At 61.0% G+C, this 16,042-nt stretch carries 14 protein-coding genes; 3 read left to right on the top strand and 11 right to left on the bottom strand.

Going from position 1 to position 16,042, the window contains the following annotated elements; genetic code table 11:
- Positions 1-151 precede the first annotated feature (151 nt).
- Entirely contained in the window at positions 152-361 is a 210-nt protein-coding gene (locus LT42_RS10835; protein WP_002554837.1) for a cold-shock protein, read from the bottom strand.
- Between the two features lie 310 nt (positions 362-671).
- Between LT42_RS10835 and dcd the strand changes: the two genes are divergently transcribed.
- Positions 672-1,238, top strand: a complete 567-nt coding sequence (gene dcd / locus LT42_RS10830; RefSeq protein WP_002554836.1) for a dCTP deaminase — start codon at positions 672-674, stop codon at positions 1,236-1,238.
- A gap of 109 nt (positions 1,239-1,347) precedes the next feature.
- Positions 1,348-1,566 carry a hypothetical protein gene (locus tag LT42_RS10825; RefSeq protein WP_052075224.1) on the top strand — a complete coding sequence of 73 codons (219 nt, stop codon included), beginning with the start codon at positions 1,348-1,350 and terminating at the stop codon, positions 1,564-1,566.
- Positions 1,567-1,718: 152 nt separating this feature from the next.
- Here the strand turns inward: LT42_RS10825 and pdeM are convergent, their stop codons facing one another.
- From pdeM to LT42_RS10780, 9 genes are all read right to left on the bottom strand, one after another.
- Complete coding sequence (pdeM, locus tag LT42_RS10820) at positions 1,719-2,375, bottom strand: ligase-associated DNA damage response endonuclease PdeM (protein ID WP_037012276.1); 657 nt, start codon at positions 2,373-2,375, stop codon at positions 1,719-1,721.
- The gene (locus tag LT42_RS10815; RefSeq protein WP_037012273.1) at positions 2,372-4,864 is read right to left on the bottom strand and encodes a ligase-associated DNA damage response DEXH box helicase; all 2,493 of its coding nucleotides are present in this window, start codon (positions 4,862-4,864) and stop codon (positions 2,372-2,374) included. The genes pdeM and LT42_RS10815 overlap by 4 nt, the downstream gene beginning before the upstream one ends.
- A gap of 274 nt (positions 4,865-5,138) precedes the next feature.
- Entirely contained in the window at positions 5,139-5,903 is a 765-nt protein-coding gene (locus LT42_RS10810) for an ABC transporter ATP-binding protein (protein ID WP_037012269.1), read from the bottom strand.
- A 12-nt stretch (positions 5,904-5,915) separates the two neighbouring features.
- Positions 5,916-7,034 (bottom strand): succinylglutamate desuccinylase/aspartoacylase family protein, encoded by a 1,119-nt coding sequence (locus tag LT42_RS10805; protein WP_037012266.1) that lies wholly within the window; start codon positions 7,032-7,034, stop codon positions 5,916-5,918.
- Between the two features lie 9 nt (positions 7,035-7,043).
- Positions 7,044-7,754: an ABC transporter permease gene (locus LT42_RS10800; RefSeq protein WP_037012264.1), complete on the bottom strand. Its 711-nt coding sequence runs from the start codon at positions 7,752-7,754 to the stop codon at positions 7,044-7,046.
- Complete coding sequence (locus LT42_RS10795) at positions 7,751-8,479, bottom strand: ABC transporter permease (protein WP_037012262.1); 729 nt, start codon at positions 8,477-8,479, stop codon at positions 7,751-7,753. Before LT42_RS10795 ends, LT42_RS10800 begins: the two co-directional genes overlap by 4 nt.
- Before the next feature lie 79 nt (positions 8,480-8,558).
- Positions 8,559-9,341: a transporter substrate-binding domain-containing protein gene (locus LT42_RS10790; RefSeq protein WP_037012260.1), complete on the bottom strand. Its 783-nt coding sequence runs from the start codon at positions 9,339-9,341 to the stop codon at positions 8,559-8,561.
- Between the two features lie 378 nt (positions 9,342-9,719).
- Entirely contained in the window at positions 9,720-11,435 is a 1,716-nt protein-coding gene (locus LT42_RS10785) for an ATP-dependent DNA ligase (protein WP_037012258.1), read from the bottom strand.
- Entirely contained in the window at positions 11,432-12,466 is a 1,035-nt protein-coding gene (locus tag LT42_RS10780) for a ligase-associated DNA damage response exonuclease (RefSeq protein ID WP_037012256.1), read from the bottom strand. Before LT42_RS10780 ends, LT42_RS10785 begins: the two co-directional genes overlap by 4 nt.
- Before the next feature lie 397 nt (positions 12,467-12,863).
- Here LT42_RS10780 and LT42_RS10775 point away from each other — a divergent pair, with 397 nt between their 5' ends.
- Positions 12,864-13,142, top strand: coding sequence for a hypothetical protein (locus LT42_RS10775; RefSeq protein ID WP_152597624.1), 279 nt, complete (start codon positions 12,864-12,866; stop codon positions 13,140-13,142).
- A 91-nt stretch (positions 13,143-13,233) separates the two neighbouring features.
- On the opposite strand, the gene LT42_RS10770 is transcribed toward LT42_RS10775, so the two are convergent.
- On the bottom strand, positions 13,234-15,717 hold the full coding sequence (locus LT42_RS10770) for a penicillin acylase family protein (protein WP_037012252.1): 2,484 nt from the start codon (positions 15,715-15,717) through the stop codon (positions 13,234-13,236).
- Positions 15,718-16,042: the final 325 nt, after the last annotated feature.

Genomic DNA, 16,042 nt, shown 5'->3' with positions numbered 1-16,042 from the left:
CTGTGCGATGTGCCGTGGCCAACGGCATGTCGCAGCCAGCAGCCAGCAGGCACGGGTCGCGTACGCTAATTACGGGCGCGATTTATGTTTTCTTCAGGCGTAAAAAAACCCCGCTTTTGAGGGCGGGGTTTTCTAAGCGATTCAGCTCAAGTTAGATAACTTGAACTTCCTCAGCTTGCATGCCTTTCTGACCGCGGGTAGCGATGAAAGAGACCTGTTGGCCTTCTTTCAGGCTTTTGAAGCCGTCGGATTGGATAGCTTTGAAGTGTACGAACAGGTCGTCACCGGATTGTGGAGTGATGAAGCCGAAGCCTTTTTCATCGTTGAACCACTTAACGGTACCAGTTTGGCGATTAGACATGGTGTATCTCCTTGGACAAAGTTAACTGCGACTCAGGAAGTGCCCTGGCCGAGACTGAGTGCAAAGAGCAGGAAAAATTCTTGGAGATGGTTGGATCGAAATTCAACATCGTGTAGATATTCTCAGTGACACAAGCAACACAGTGGAGCCACCTTACCCCTTTTTTTCAGATGTGCAAAGGGGCTGTCTGCGATTTTTTCTTGAGGTGGCTCAACGCCTTTAACGGCCGCGGTGCGCAATCTTTGAACCCGAAGCATTCGCCCGGTAAGATGCCTGACATCTTTTTCACCTCGCTATTCAGGACACCGCCATGAGCATCAAATCGGACAAGTGGATTCGCCGCATGGCGCAGGAACACGGCATGATCGAGCCGTTTGTGGAGCGTCAGGTGCGCGGCGAAGGCGCTGATCGGGTGATCTCTTTCGGCGTGTCCAGTTATGGCTACGACGTGCGCTGCGCCGATGAATTCAAGGTGTTCACCAACATCAATTCGGCCACGGTCGACCCGAAGAATTTCGACGAAAAAAGTTTTGTCGACATCAAAAGTGATGTCTGCATCATCCCGCCCAACTCCTTTGCCCTGGCTCGTACCGTCGAATATTTCCGAATTCCGCGCAATGTGCTGACCATTTGCCTGGGCAAAAGCACCTATGCGCGCTGCGGCATCATCGTCAACGTCACGCCGCTTGAGCCGGAGTGGGAAGGGCATGTCACTCTGGAATTTTCCAACACCACTACGCTTCCGGCGAAAATCTATGCCAATGAAGGCGTCGCACAGATGCTTTTCCTTGAGTCGGATGAAGAGTGTGAAGTGTCTTACAAAGACCGCGGCGGCAAGTACCAGGGTCAGCGCGGCGTGACACTGCCACGTACATAAACGCGCCATTGGTCATGTCAGAAATGAATTTGTCTCGAATTTCGCACTCTACTGACTGAACTGTTCCCATCCGCACCATGCGGTTGGGGCCAACGCTCGGGAGTGCCCTATGAAGAGACAAATCAACACCAGCAACAAGGAAATCGACCCCAGTGCCAATCAGGTCGGGTTGCTGGCTTGGTCGCTGTTAGCGCATCCACATCTTGTCAACATGGTGGCAGGGGGTATTCCCGGCCAGCCCAACCCCGATACCCCGGATTACGATCAACCGATTGAACCCGGCGTGCCAACCGTACCCGACGAGCCGCCACCCGCTCCGGTAGCCTGATTCCCCCTCCCGTCGATGCCCTGCATCGGCGGGTCTAGCATGCCTCGTGTCCCCTTTTATTCGGCCTTTGACGCGTGGCGCTGCCGTCTCGCGGTGTGCCTCGAAGTCGCCGCAAACCATCAAGTCGCTGCGCACAATCGCAGCAGGTTGCTCTACATCGCCTCCCATACCGCGCCGTCCCCTACCACATAGACTTTGCTGTTCTCGGCTCGCTCAATGTTCATCCCTCCAGTGAAGGCGCCAAACGCCGGCAGCAGGCTAACCTTTGGCAGCATGTAGAAACACGGCAATCGCAACCGCTGGCGGCCTCGTCCATACAAGCGATAAGCAGGGTGTACGTGCCCGGCGAGGACGTGAAGGTGCGGATGAGGGTCAGGTTCGTGCTGAAGTGCGTACGGCCCCAGCAGCAGGGGCTCCTCAACCACCTCCATGCGCAGCTCTGGGGGCGGATCGCCTGCGCGTTTGTCGTGGTTGCCGCGAATCAGCGTAATCACGAGGTCAGGGTGGTTGTCGCGCCACGCCTGGATCGCCGCCAGTGTCCCCGCCGCATGGGATTCGGGCGCATGCAGGAAATCCCCGAGAAAGATCAGCCGGTCGCATTCGTAGCTGGCAAGCAACGCGTCCAGCCGCTGCAGATTGGCGTCTGTGGTGCCGTGGGGCACCGGTTGGCCAAGCCGCCTGTAGGCGGCGGCTTTGCCGAAGTGGGCATCGGCAATCAAGAGCGCTTTTTCGGCCGGGTAATAGACGGCTTTGTCGGCCAGCAACCACAGCTCTGCGCCCGCCAGCTGAATCGAAAGACATGGCGTCATGACACGATCTCGGGCCCTGCGGCTTTTTCGAGGTCGCTGACCATGCGTGCGATGCGGTCCGAGAGCTTTTCGGTACTGAGGCTTTCCCGCATGCGTTCCACCAGAAGCGGGAACGCCATCGGGGTAGGGCGTTTAATCACGTGCAAATCCAGGGTCCGGTTGTTGATGCGGTTGAGGGTCTGTTCGAGGCGGGCCACGTCGAGCTCCTGGCGCAGCACCTCTTCCTGAGCCTGGGTCAGTAACAGGTTTCCCGCGTCATACTGCTTGAACACTTCAAAAAACAACCCGCTTGATGCCTGAAGTTGTCGGTTGCTTTTGGGAGCACCGGGATAACCCGAGAACACCAGGCCGGCGATGCGGGCGATCTCCCTGAAGCGGCGTAATGCAAGTTCACCGGCATTCAGGCTGGCGATGATATCCGCCAGCAGTTCGTCGCTGGAAAACAGCTGCGTGGTCAGGCGTTCGTGCCAGTCAATGGCGGTGGCGCTGAGCAACTCAAAGCCGTAATCGTTTACAGCGATGGAGAACGTCAGCGGTGTATGGCGGCTCAGACGCCACGCGAGCAGGCTGGCCAGACCCAAATGCACGTGTCGACCGGCGAAGGGGTAGATAAACAAGTGCCAGCCCTCACGGGATTTCAAGACCTCCGCAAGCAGCGTGTCTTTGCGCGGCAGTGCCGACCATTGCCGTTGTACTTCAAGCAACGGGCTGACGACGTGCATTTCAGGGCTGCTGAAATCGCCCCGCGCGGCGGCGTCAAATTTCTCCACCACCGCGTCTGCCAGTTCGTTGGATAGCGGCATCCGTCCGCCATTCCAGCGCGGCACGGCGGCTTTCTTGGTTGTCGCGCGTTTCACATACGCGGTCATGTTCTCGACCCGCACCAGTTCGAGCAGGCGACCGCTGAACAGAAAACCATCACCCGGCTTCAATCGTGCGATGAAGCCTTCTTCGACGCTGCCCAGTGACCCGCCCCCGCCGCCCTTGCTCCAATACTTCACGTTGATACTCGCCTCACTGACGATGGTGCCCACGCTCATGCGATGGCGTCGAGCGAGTCGTGCATCCGGGACGCGCCAGATGCCGTCCTCGTCCGGCTCGACGCGCCGATAGTCAGGGTAAGCGGTCAGCGACAGGCCGCCATAGCGGACGAACGCCAATGCCCACTCCCACTCATCATCGGTCAGTTCGCGGTAGGCCCAGGCGGTGCGCACTTCGGCTAACAATGCGTCAGGGGTAAAGCCGCCGCCCAGGGCCATGCTCACCAAATGTTGTACGAGTACGTCCAGCGGCTTGTGAGGCGATTCGCGTGGCTCGATCAAACGGGCGTCAACAGCGTCGCGGGCCGCAGCGGCTTCCACCAATTCCAGGCTATGGGTGGGGACCAGCGTGACGCGCGACGGTCGCCCCGGCGCGTGGCCGGAGCGCCCGGCCCGTTGCATCAGCCGGGCGACGCCTTTCGCGGAGCCGATCTGCAACACGCGCTCCACCGGCAGGAAATCCACGCCCAGATCAAGGCTTGAGGTGCAGACCACGGCTTTCAGATGGCCTTCCTTTAGCGCACGCTCGACCCAGTCGCGGACCTCCCGCGAGAGCGAACCGTGGTGCAGTGCGATCAGCCCTGCCCAGTCCGGGCGGGCTTCCAGCAATGCCTGATACCAGATTTCCGACTGTGCCCGGGTATTGGTGAAGAGCAGGCAGCTGGAGCTGCTGTCGACCTCGGCCAGCACTTGCGGCAGCATGCGCAGCCCCATGTGCCCCGCCCAAGGGAAGCGCTCGATGGAAGGCGGCAGCAGCGTGTCGACGATCAGTTCCTTGACCACCTTGCCGTGCACTGTGGTGCCATGGTCGCCGACCAGAACTTGCTGAGCGTGTTGCTGGTTACCCAGGGTTGCGGACAATCCCCAGATCACCAGCTGCGGATTCCATTGGCGCAGCCTTGCCAGGGCCAATTGCAACTGGATACCGCGTTTGTTTCCGATGAGTTCGTGCCACTCGTCCACGACCACCATCTTCAGCGTCGACATGGTGGCCTGCGCGTCGGCTCGCGTGAGCAGCAGCGTCAGGCTTTCCGGGGTGGTGATCAGTGCGGAGGGCAGGCGTCGGCCCTGTTTGGCGCGCTCGCTGCTGCTCGTATCACCGGTGCGCAGGCCTACGCTCCAGGGGATTTGCAGGTCCTGTAGCGGACCTTCCAGGGCGCGCGCGGTGTCGGCTGCCAGCGCTCGCATGGGGGTAATCCACAGCACGCTGAGCGGCGCCGCTGCCGGCTTGCGCTTGCGCGGCTTCAGCTCCGTCAGCTCGGCAGCGGGACGGGCGAACTGATTAAGGGCAGCAAACCACACCGAGTAGGTTTTGCCCGCGCCGGTGCTGGCGTGCAACAGACCCGACTCGCCGCGAGCCACAGCGGCCCAAACCTCTTTCTGGAAAGGGAACGGTTTCCAGCCACGCTCGGCAAACCAGCGCTTGGCGAAATTGACGGCTCTTGGCATGCGCAGGCTCTGGGAGGGATTAAGTCAGAGACCGCTGGGAAGGTGGATTAGTTTGATGGAATATCCGTTTGGATCGATTTGCCAAGCCAACGACGCGGCTGCACCGGTGATTGTGGGAGCGTGCTTGCGCGCAAAAGTAGTGTTCGGTGAGAGCAGTGTTCAGTGAGAAACCTGCGTCAGTCGTACCGGCTTCTTCGCGAGCAAGCTCACTCCCACACGTGTGCGTATTTCTGTACAAAGCGGGGTGTCCAGCCTGCGGCTTAACAGCAGGCTGTTACTTCAAATTCCCGCTCAAAAACTGCTGCAAGCGCTCGCTTTTCGGGCTGCCCAGTACGTCGTCCGGGTGGCCCATTTCTTCAATTTGCCCCTGGTGCAGAAACACCACCTGGTTGGCCACTTTGCGTGCGAAGCCCATTTCGTGGGTCACCAGGATCATGGTCCGGCCTTCTTCAGCCAGGCCCTGGATCACCTTCAATACTTCGCCGACCAGTTCCGGGTCGAGGGCCGAGGTGGGCTCGTCGAACAGCATGATTTCCGGTTCCATCGCCAGTGCGCGGGCAATGGCGACGCGCTGCTGCTGGCCACCGGACAGAAACGCAGGGTATTGATCAGCGACCCGTGCAGGCAGGCCGACCTTGTCCAGGTACTTGCGCGCGCGGGCCTCAGCTTCGACCTTCGACACGCCCAGCACCCGGCGCGGGGCCATGGTGATGTTTTCCAGCACCGTCATGTGGCTCCACAGATTGAAGTGCTGGAACACCATCGCCAGCCGTGTACGAATACGCTGCAGTTCGGCCGGATCGGCCACGCGCATGCCGCCAGCGTCGCTGACCATTCGAACCGGCTGGCCGTCCAGGCTCATGGCGCCATCGTTGGGTTGTTCAAGAAAATTGATGCAGCGCAGGAAGGTACTTTTACCCGAGCCGCTGGCGCCGATCAGACAGATGACGTCGCCGACGCTGGCTTTGAGCGACACCCCTTTGAGCACCTCGTGGTCACCGTAGCTTTTATGCAGGCCATCGATGGTCAGTTTGTACATGAAGGGCAGTCCTCAAGGAGAAAGTAAGTAGCCGCTGCGGTAGGCTTCGGTGCCGGCGACATGGGCAATCACCATGCCGGCGGTCGCCATGCGTCGCAATGAGCGGGCGTACATAAGGCCGTCGTTGGCCGTGTGGATCGGGGTCACCGCGTCGCTGATCGGGTCGATGACCTCGGCGATCAATTGCCCCGCTTCGACGTGTTCGCCGGGCGCGGTGCAGAACACCAGCAGACCGCCTACGGGGGTGGTGACCGGCTCGACGCCGGCTAGCGGCGTCGCCGGGTAAATGAGCTCGGGCAGCTCGGCCGGCTCGCCGGCGATGGTGCCCTGGTGCATCAGGAAGCTGATGATCGCCTGACAATCCCGACTGGCAAGGGCGTGGTTGACGTCGCCCTGGCCGCGCAGCTCCAGGGTCACCGAAAAGTTGCCTAAAGGAATCGGAAAGCGTTTGCCAAAGCGCTGCTGCAGTTGCCACCACACCAGCGTGAAGCACTCGTCAAATGACTGCCCGCCGGAGTCTGTCGCCAGCAGGCTCGCCTGTGCGCCGAGATAACGCGACAGCGGCTCGACCTGCGGCCAGGCTTCGGGCGTGGTGTAGAGATGCTCGACGGACTCAAAATCGCAATGCAGATCCAGCACCACATCGGCGTCGCAGGCAAGGCGCTGCAGGATCAGGCGTTGGGATTCAAGCTGGGTGCTGCCGACACAGGCGTTCAATGCCGTCAGCAGCGCGTTGCGAATCAGCGCGACGTTGGCCTTGGGGTCATCCGTCAGCAGCGCTTCGACTTCATCGCCCACTTGCTGGCCGAGGTCGACGAAGCGGCGGTTGAAGTTCTGCCCGCTCTCCAGCTCATAACGGCCCAGCGGTATGTCCATCAGCACCTGTTCCAGCCCGACGGGATTGGCGACCGGAACAACCACTACTTCACCCAGCAACTGCCCGGCGTTTTCCAGCTCGGCCAGGCGCTGTTTCAGATACCAGGCCACCAGCATGCCGGGCAGTTCATCGGCGTGCAGTGAGGACTGGATGTAAACCTTGCCGGCGCCGTTTTCAGGGCCGTAATGGAAACTGTGGATCTGCCGCGCGGTGCCCGGCACGGGTGCCAGCAGATCATGGGTCTGGTGTCGCATACGTGATTCCTAGTGAGTCGGCCCGAGGAAAGCCAGCCAGCGGCGTTCAGCCAGTCGGAACAGGCCCACCAGAATGAACGTGACGGTCAGGTAGATCAGCGCGGCGATACCGAACGACTGGAACGTCAGGAAGGTCGCCGAGTTGGCGTCGCGCGCCACCTTGAGGATGTCCGGCACGGTGGCGGTGAAGGCGACCGTGGTCGAGTGCAGCATCAGGATCACTTCGTTGCTGTAATAAGGCAGCGAGCGGCGCAGTGCCGACGGCATGATCACGTAGGTGTACAAGCGCCAGCCGGTCAGCCCGTAAGCCTTGGCCGCCTCGACCTCGCCGTGGTTCATGCTGCGAATTGCACCGGCGAAGATCTCGGTGGTATAGGCGCAGGTGTTCAAGGCGAAAGCCAGAATGGTGCAGTTCATTGCGTCGCGGAAGAACGCGCCGAGCATTGGCTGTTCGCGCACGGCGGCGATGCTGTAGATGCCGGTGTAGCAGATCAGCAACTGAATATAGAGCGGAGTCCCGCGAAACAGGTAGGTGTAGAACTGCACCGGCCAGCGCACCATGGGGTTGCGCGACACACGGGCGATGGACAGCGGAATCGAAACAATGAAGCCGATGGCGATGGATGCGCTGAGTAGCCACATCGTCATGGCCAGACCGGTGATGTTCTGGCCGTCCGTATAAAGGAAGGCGCGCCAGTATTCCTGCAGCAATTCGATCATCGTTGAGCCTCCCGGCTGCCAGCGGCATAACGCCGTTCGGCCCAGCGCAGGGCGAAGTTGGACACGCTGGTGATGACCAGATAGATCAGTGCGGCGAGTACCAGGAAATAGAACAGTTGATAGGTGCTTTTACCCGCGTCCTGGGCAGCTTTGACCAGATCGGCCAAGCCGATGATCGACACCAGCGCCGTTGCTTTGAGCACCACCTGCCAGTTGTTGCCGATGCCGGGCAGGGCGAAGCGCATCATTTGCGGGAACACCACCATGCGAAACCGTTGTGAGCGGCTGAGCCCGTAGGCGGTTGCGGCTTCGACCTGACCGCGAGGGACGGCGAGAATCGCACCCCGGAACGTCTCGGTGAAGTAGGCGCCGTAGATGAAGCCCAGCGTGATGACGCCGGCAGAGAAAGGGTCGATCTCGATGTAATCCCATTCCATCGCTTCAGTCAGCGTGGTCAGCCAGGTTTGCAGGCTGTAGAAGATCAGCAGCATCAGCACCAGGTCCGGCACGCCACGGATCAGCGTGGTGTAGATCTGGGCCGGAACGCGCAGCACGGCGGCTTTCGACAGTTTGGCACTGGCGCCCAGCAGGCCAAGCACGATGGCCAGCAGCAGCGACATTACCGATAATTTGACGGTCATCCAGGTGCCTTCCAGCAGCAGCGGGCCGAAGCCTTTCAGGCTGAATGCTGACAGTCCCAGGTTTTGCAGGAGAGTTTCGAACATGTGCAACCTATACAGTCAATAAAAACGCCCGTGAACTTCAGCGGCGGATTCTGGCTGAAATTGACGGGCGTTTGTTTTCTTATTTACCGCTGTACAGATTCAGATCGCCGAAGTGTTTCTTCTGGATCTCGGCGTATTTGCCGTCATCGTGCAACGCCTTGATGCCCTTGTCCAAAAGCGCTTTCAGCTCCTTGTCACCTTTGGAGATGCCGATCGCCGTTTTGGCTGGCAGCAGTGGGTCGTCGATTGGCTGGCTGACTTCGTAGTCGCCGCCCTGTGGCGACTTCAGGAAGCCCAGTTCGGCTTGCAGCATGTCTTGCACCGAGGCGTCCAGACGACCCGAAACGAGGTCGGCATACACTTGGTCCTGGTTGGCATAAGCCTGGGTTTTCACGCCAGCCTTGTCCAGAACGGCCTTGGCATAGGCTTCCTGGATAGTGCCTTGCTCGTAACCAACGGTCTTGCCTTTGAGCGATGCGGTGTCAGCGCTCAGGCCGGAGCCTTTCTTGTACACCAGCGAAGTCGGGCCGGAGAACAGCTCGTTGGAGAAGTCGATGACTTTCTCGCGCGCCGGGGTCACGGTCATGGACGAAATAACGCCGTCGAACTTCTTGGCCTTCAGGCCCGGGATCATGCCGTCGAAATCGCTTTCGACCCACTTGCACTTGACCTTCAGTTCAGCACAGATCGCGTTGCCCAGATCGATATCGAAGCCCACCAGGCTGCCATCGGCGGCTTTGGATTCGAATGGTGCGTAGGAAGGATCGACGCCGAAACGCAGCTCCTTGTATTCCTTGGCCATTGCGTTACCGGCGGCCAGACAGATGGCGAGTGCGGAAAGGGTCAGCCATGCTTTTTTCATCGTTCAGTCCTTAAAACCAAATTGAGCGTTGGGAACACGCGAAGGCTTGCTACCGGCAAGAGCCAGACCGCAAATAGACAGCAATTTCCGAACCAATCAAACAAACACGCGTTTTAAATGTACGGACTTGTCGCAATGATGACTTTGGGCCATCTTTTGTCTGTGTTTACGGCCTCGCAGGCCACCGCAGAGTAGCCGTATCTTGTTGAGAGTGGGCGAAAAAGTTGCAGATTGGAGGGTGTCGACGGCGCTGAGTTTGATCCGGTAGCGATTGGAAACGCCTGCCAGCCCGAAGCATTGGAGCACCAGGGATTTTAGGCGCCCCAAATCAGCGCATTTTCGGCAAGGCGGGGGCTGGCCGGCGCACTGCAACGGGGCTCAGGCCAACAGGTCCTGAAGGGTCGCCAGACTGTCCGCTTCAGCGACCGGCTTGTCGAGCCGCCAGCGGAGCATTCTGGGGAATCTCACGGCAATGCCGCTCTTGTGCCGCTTCGACAAAGCGATGCCCTCGAAGCCCAGTTCGAATACCAGGGTGGGGGTCACGCTGCGCACGGGGCCGAACTTGTCCACAGTAGTTTTACGAATGATCGCGTCCACTTTGCGCATCTCTTCATCGGTCAGCCCGGAATAAGCCTTGGCGAAGGGGACGAGCGTGCGTTCACTGGACTCTGGCGGCCCGTCCCACACCGCGAAGGTGTAATCGCTGTACAGGCTGGCGCGTCGCCCATGACCGCGTTGCGCGTAGATGAGGACGGCGTCGACGCTGAACGGATCGATCTTCCACTTCCACCACACGCCCATGTCTTTGGTGCGGCCCACGCCGTACAGTGAATCCCGCGCTTTGAGCATCATGCCTTCCACGCCAAGGCTTCTGGACGCCTCGCGTTGCCGGCCGAGATCGAGCCAGTCAGTGCCGGTCAGCACGGGCGAGGGCATCAGCACCGGGCTTTGAGCGTCGGCGATGACCTTCTCCATCTGGGTGCGACGTTCATGCTGCGGGCGACTGCGCCAGTCGTGGCCTTCCCATTCCAGCAGGTCGTAAGCCAGTACCACGACCGGCACGTCTTCCAGAATTTTCTTGCCCAGGGTTTTGCGGCCAATGCGCTGCTGCAACAGGGCGAACGGCTGAACCGACGGGGTCGCTTCACCGGGCGTTCCGGGGGCGGGGGTTTGCAGTGCAAAATCGCTGTCTTCGGCGTCCGCCGGTGCTGCGGCTTTCCACACCACGATTTCGCCGTCGATCACTGTTCCGTCAGGCAGGCACTGGGCGAGGCTATGCAACTCCGGGAAGCGATCCGTAACCAATTCTTCGCCCCGAGACCATATCCACAACCGACCTTCACGCTTGACCACTTGTGCACGAATGCCGTCCCACTTCCACTCCACCTGCCAGTTCTCGGCAGCGCCCAGCAGGTTCTCGAATTGGTCCACCGGTTGCTGCAGGGAATGGGCAAGAAAGAAAGGGTAGGGCTGGCCGCCCCGTTGCGCATGTTCGTCAGCTGATTCCTCGGCGATCAATTTGAGATAGCCTTCAGCGCTGGGCCGGTGCGAGAGGTCGGTATACCCCACTAGTCGTTGGGCCACGCGCTTGCTGTCAATGTCCGCCAAGGCGGCAAGGGCTCGGGTGACCAACAGCTTAGAGACCCCGACCCTGAAACTGCCGGTGATCAGCTTCAGGCAGACCATCAGGCTTTGCGGGTCCAGCTGCGACCAGAACGTGGGCAAGCGTGCGAGCAACTCTTCGGGGGGCAAGCCGCGCAGGGGCAACAGGTGATTTTCCATCCAGCTGGCCAGGCCCTCTTCGGAGCTGTGCTCGGCTTTGGGCAGCAGCAGCGATAACGTCTCCGCCAAATCGCCTACCGCCTGGTAACTCTCCTCGAACAGCCATTCCGGCAGGCCGGACAGCAACAGCGCCTGCTCACGCAGCATGCGCGTCGGCACCAGTTGCCGTGGGCGTCCGCCGGCCAGGAAATACACCGCCCACGCGGCGTCTTCGGGAGCGGCCTGGCTGAAGTAAGCCTGCATCGCGGCCAGCTTGGCGTTGCTGGAGGTGGTGGCGTCGAGGTCCGAATACAGCTCGGCGAAGGCCTTCATGAGGCGGCCTCTTCTGCCGGTTCAGATTTGGCTGCCGCATCGTCTTCTTCATCGCCGTACTCGGTGGTGAAGCCCTGCGCATCCAGGCCTTGTTCGCGCAGGTAGCGCACCAGTACCGCGACCGATCCGTGGGTCACCATCACGCGCTCGGCGCCCGTGTTTTCGATGGCCCACAACAAGCCGGGCCAGTCGGCGTGATCCGAGAGCGCGAAGCCCCGGTCCACGCCGCGCCGACGGCGCGTGCCGCGCAGCATCATCCAGCCGCTGGCAAAGGCGTCGCTGAACTCGCCGAAACGGCGCATCCAGGTGCTGCCTCCGGCAGAGGGCGGGGCGACGATGAGGGCGCTGCGCAATGCCGGGTCGGTTTTTTTGAAATCGCCGGCGTACTGGGTTTCCGGGATGCGCACGCCGGCTTCGCGGTATACGCGGTTCAGGGGTTCGACGGCGCCGTGGACCAGAATCGGGCCGATGCTGGGGTCGATGCCGTGGAGGATGCGCTGGGCTTTGCCGAATGAATAAGCGAACAGGACGCTGGCTTTGCCGGCGGCGGCATTGGCGCGCCACCATTCGTTGACGCCGGCGAAGATTTCCGATTGCGGCTGCCATTTATAGATGGGCAGGCCGAAGGTGGATTCCGTGATGAAGGTGTGACAGCGCACTGGCTCGAAGGGCTCGCAGGTGCCGTCGGGTTCGACTTTGTAGTCGCCTGAGGCAACCCAGACTTCGCCCTGGTATTCGAGGCGAACCTGGGCGGAACCGAGTACGTGGCCGGCCGGGTGGAGGCTGAGTTTGACGCCGTGGTGGGTGATGCTTTCGCCGTAGGCGAGGGTTTGAAGGTTGATGTCCTGGCCCAGTCGGGAGCGCAATATGCCTTCGCCGGGCGCGGCGGCGAGGTAGTGCTGGTTGCCGGTTCGGGCGTGGTCGCCGTGGGCGTGGGTGATGACGGAGCGTTCGACCGGGCGCCACGGATCGATGTAGAAATCACCGGGCGGGCAGTAAAGGCCTTCGGGGCGGGCAATGACAAGATCCATGGGGTGACCGGGTTTGGGGGCTTGTCTTGGTAGAGCGGTGGGCGGGGGTGGAAGTTCGGTCGGGGTGCTTCGTGTAGCTGCGTGTTTATCCGGCATCTCGGGTGATCCGAATGGAGATCAAGAGCGTCGGCCTAAAGGCTCGACTGTTTCGCCTTCGGCGAGTTACTTGGAAAGGCACCCCAAGTAACCAAGGGTGCCTGCTCCTGGTTTGGCCCGACTTCGTCGGGTTCCTTCACTCCGGTCTTGCTCCGTGGGCCCGCGCCGAACGGACATCCATGTCCTGACGGCGCTCTCGCCGCATCCATGCGGCTCGGCCCACTGCGCAAAACCTGCGTTCAGCCTGCACCCAAGTCGCGATGGGTGTCGTCTGAGCTTTTTGTGTTTGAAGATCAAGGGCGTGGAGCAGATCAAAAGCGTGGATCAAATCAAGGACGTGGAGCAGATCAAAAGCCTGGAGCAGATCAAAAGCCTAGAGCGGATCAAGGGCGTGCAGGAGATCAAAAGCTTCCCGGCTGAAGCCGGTCCCACTGACTGCATGCGCATTCACTGTAGGAGCCGGCTTGCTGGCGAACGCGGTCTGTCATTGACGCTAGATGTTTCTGATCCAACGCTTTTGCCATCGAGCCGCCAGCTGCCACGGGGCCCTCCGCGTAATGGGGCGGCGTTTAGCGCTTGATCGTTCCCACGCTCTGCGTGGGAATGCATCCCGAGACGCTCTGCGTCATTGCGCAGGATCTCGCTGACCCCGGCAACCCAGTAAGTGCTGCTTACTTTCCGGGCGTCAGTGTCAGGCGCTGTTTGCCGTAGGCTTTTTCGAAGTTTTCCGGTTGCATCGGCACAGACATGTACAGGCCTTTCATCCACGGGTCTATGCCGTTGGCGTAGTACGGGCTGGCAGGGTTGCCGGATTGGCCGGCGGCGTTCTGCGCCATCATGGGCTCTTGTTGGGCGAAGTCGACGATCATGCGCATCGCCGGAACGACCGCGGCGTTGAAGTCCTGGCCCCAGTGGAAGCCCGAGGCGTTGAGCGTGGTGTGGTCACCGCCGCTGGCCACGGGGCCTTTGACTGCGCCGGCCTTGCTGCCACCCAACGCGGCGCTCAGCTGCGCGCTTTGCGAGGTCCACACGGTTTGATGCAGCTTGCCCCACTGCCAAGCCTTGTGATCGGCACCCAGCTGGCTGTCCCCTGTGGAGATTGCGGCGGCCAGGCTGCGCGCCAGGATGGCGGGCTTGTCTTCTTTTTGCGGCGTTTTCACGTCGTCCCAGTACGGACTGTCTTCGCGGCCCAGCAGGTGATCGGCCTGGGGTGAGTAGGACAGGTCTGCGTTTTGCACCAGCGCTTTCCAGGCCGGGCTGGTTTCCGGGCCCAGTTCGTCGAGGAAGGTTTGTCGCGCGCTTTCCTGCAGGAACAGCTCATAGACGGCGGCATCAGCCGATCCCGGCGACAGCCTGCCGTCGAACGCCATCAGACGGCTCAATGCTTCACGCGCCTTGTCCCGATCTGCCGATGGCAGTGCGTCGATGGCCTGCTTCAAAGGGGCTGACATGCCGGGCGCGGCGAACATTTTTTTAAGCTTCGCGGCGAAGGTTGTCGTTTGGTCATATTGCATGGCCACGGTGCTGCGCGTGTCTTGCTTGCCAGCGTTGGCCAGCTCGGCGATCCGTTCTGCACGCTCAGGATAGTCCCAGGAATTGGACAGCTGCATGCCATAGCCTTTGGGCATCGTGCGCTGGTTGGCGGTGGCGATCCAGCCTTGCGGCGAATCCTGATCGTACGGATGCAGCATGGCGTCGGCATAGCCGTCCCAGTCGAACTTGCCGTCCCAGCCTGGCGAGGGAATCAGCCCCAGCCCGTCACGACGGTTCGGGTATTTGCCGGTCACTTGCCAACCGGTGTTCGACGCATCCGCGAACACCATGTTCAGGGTGATCGCGCGGATCTCACGGGTGGTGTCGAACGCCCGCTGCACGTTGGGTGCGCGGGTCAGATCGAACAGCGCATCGAGGGTTTTGTCGTCTTTGGCGTCCGGCGTTTGCAACGCGATGCCCAGCCCGCTGGCCAGTTGCGCGGCGCCTGCGTTGAGTAACGGGCCATGCCGGGTTTCGTAGGCGGGCTCGCGCACCGGGCTCTGGCCCTTCACGAAGTAGGTTTCTTCATGCGCGCCCGCTGCCACCCATTTGCCGTCGGCCATGACCATCAGGCGGTTGTTTTCCCGTTTGATCTTTTCAAGAAACAGGTCCTGGTTGTCGCCCATGGCCGGGCCCATGCCCCAGGCCAGCTTGCCGTTGAAGCCGGACAACACCAGTGGCAGGCCAGCCACGGTTGCGCCGGCGGCCTGGTATTTCGGCGAACGGATCTGCACGAAGGTCCACATGGAGGGAAGGGTGGGCGACAGTTGGCTGTCGGTGGCCAGCAGGCTCCTGCCGGCGCGGGCGCGCTGCGGCGAAATTACCCAGTTGTTCGACGCCGATACCCCCAGCAGATTGAGATCGGAGAGCTGCAACGCCGCCTTGTCCAGATCGCTCAGCCCCGGCAATTGGCTGCCCAGGTTCAAACCCTTGAGCTTGTCGGCTTCATCGAAAGGCAGCGCTTCGTCCGGATAGGTGGGCAGCAGCCAGGCCAGTTTGTCCGCCCCGACCTTTTGTGCCAGCACCAGCGAGGCGATTTCTTCCTGCAGATTCACCGACAGGCTGAAGTTGAGCAGGCTGAAAATCAGCGCCGAATCCTCCGGCTTCCAGTACTCGGGCTTGTAGCCAGAATCGGCGAGGTCGGCCGGCAGCTTGTCGCGATAGCGGAACAGGTAGGCGTTGACGCCGCGCGCATACACCTCGAAGAAGCGTTTCAGGCGCGGCGAGGAAGCGGCGTACAGCTGGCTGGCAGTCTGCTTGAGGTTGGCGGCGCGCATCATGCGGTCGAGATCGAGCGCACCCGGTCCGGCGATTTCCGACAGCCGGCCCTGAGCCAGCAAACGCATTTGCATCATTTGCGTGATGCGGTCGCTGGCGTGGACGTAACCCAGGGTAAACAACGCGTCATGAAACGTGCTGCTTTCAATCAGCGGCATACCCAGTGAATTGCGGCGGATAGAGACGTTCTGCGCCAGACCTTTAATAGCGAACACTCCGCTGGCAGGCGGCAGGCTGTCACGGTCTTCACCCCCGAGCTGGCAACCCGCCAGGCTTAGCAGACCGATCATGGCAGCGGCCACGCTCACGCGCGTTTTCAACGTTGAAAGGGCTGGCGACGCCATGATGTAGCTCCTGCGGGGGTGATCGTTCAAAGGGCGCTACGTTAGTGAGCCGTCGAGCGCCACGCAAGCCGGGGACGAGAGTTTATTTTCGGGATTTGGGGGGGGGGAGCGGTCGTCAGCGCAGAGAGCAGACCGCAGAACCCGTGGGCTCGGCTTGCTGGCTGTCGAATCTGTAGGAGCCGGCTTGCTGTGCATCGAATCTGTAGGAGCCGGCTTGCTGGCGAACAGGGTGTGTCAGGCACCTCAGTAGCGACTGATCTACGCGGTTCGCCAGCATGCTGGCACCTACAACGGGTATTCGTCAGTTGGCAGCGCGGTACAGTCG

Source organism: Pseudomonas lutea (assembly GCF_000759445.1).
GTDB lineage: Bacteria > Pseudomonadota > Gammaproteobacteria > Pseudomonadales > Pseudomonadaceae > Aquipseudomonas > Aquipseudomonas lutea.
Note: the sequence above shows the minus strand (reverse complement) of the source record. Positions and strands in the feature narration are given on the sequence as shown.

Bases quoted from the DNA above. Each gene is read 5' to 3' on its own strand.
- pdeM (WP_037012276.1), bottom strand. From the start codon at position 2,375: ATGACGCCATGTCTTTCGATTCAGCTGGCGGGCGCAGAGCTGTGGTTG.
- LT42_RS10790 (WP_037012260.1), bottom strand. From the start codon at position 9,341: ATGAAAAAAGCATGGCTGACCCTTTCCGCACTCGCCATCTGTCTGGCC.
- LT42_RS10825 (WP_052075224.1), top strand. From the start codon at position 1,348: ATGAAGAGACAAATCAACACCAGCAACAAGGAAATCGACCCCAGTGCC.
- LT42_RS10780 (WP_037012256.1), bottom strand. From the start codon at position 12,466: ATGGATCTTGTCATTGCCCGCCCCGAAGGCCTTTACTGCCCGCCCGGT.
- LT42_RS10770 (WP_037012252.1), bottom strand. From the start codon at position 15,717: ATGGCGTCGCCAGCCCTTTCAACGTTGAAAACGCGCGTGAGCGTGGCC.
- LT42_RS10800 (WP_037012264.1), bottom strand. From the start codon at position 7,754: ATGATCGAATTGCTGCAGGAATACTGGCGCGCCTTCCTTTATACGGAC.
- LT42_RS10805 (WP_037012266.1), bottom strand. From the start codon at position 7,034: ATGCGACACCAGACCCATGATCTGCTGGCACCCGTGCCGGGCACCGCG.
- LT42_RS10795 (WP_037012262.1), bottom strand. From the start codon at position 8,479: ATGTTCGAAACTCTCCTGCAAAACCTGGGACTGTCAGCATTCAGCCTG.
- LT42_RS10815 (WP_037012273.1), bottom strand. From the start codon at position 4,864: ATGCCAAGAGCCGTCAATTTCGCCAAGCGCTGGTTTGCCGAGCGTGGC.
- LT42_RS10785 (WP_037012258.1), bottom strand. From the start codon at position 11,435: ATGAAGGCCTTCGCCGAGCTGTATTCGGACCTCGACGCCACCACCTCC.
- dcd (WP_002554836.1), top strand. From the start codon at position 672: ATGAGCATCAAATCGGACAAGTGGATTCGCCGCATGGCGCAGGAACAC.
- LT42_RS10810 (WP_037012269.1), bottom strand. From the start codon at position 5,903: ATGTACAAACTGACCATCGATGGCCTGCATAAAAGCTACGGTGACCAC.
- LT42_RS10835 (WP_002554837.1), bottom strand. From the start codon at position 361: ATGTCTAATCGCCAAACTGGTACCGTTAAGTGGTTCAACGATGAAAAA.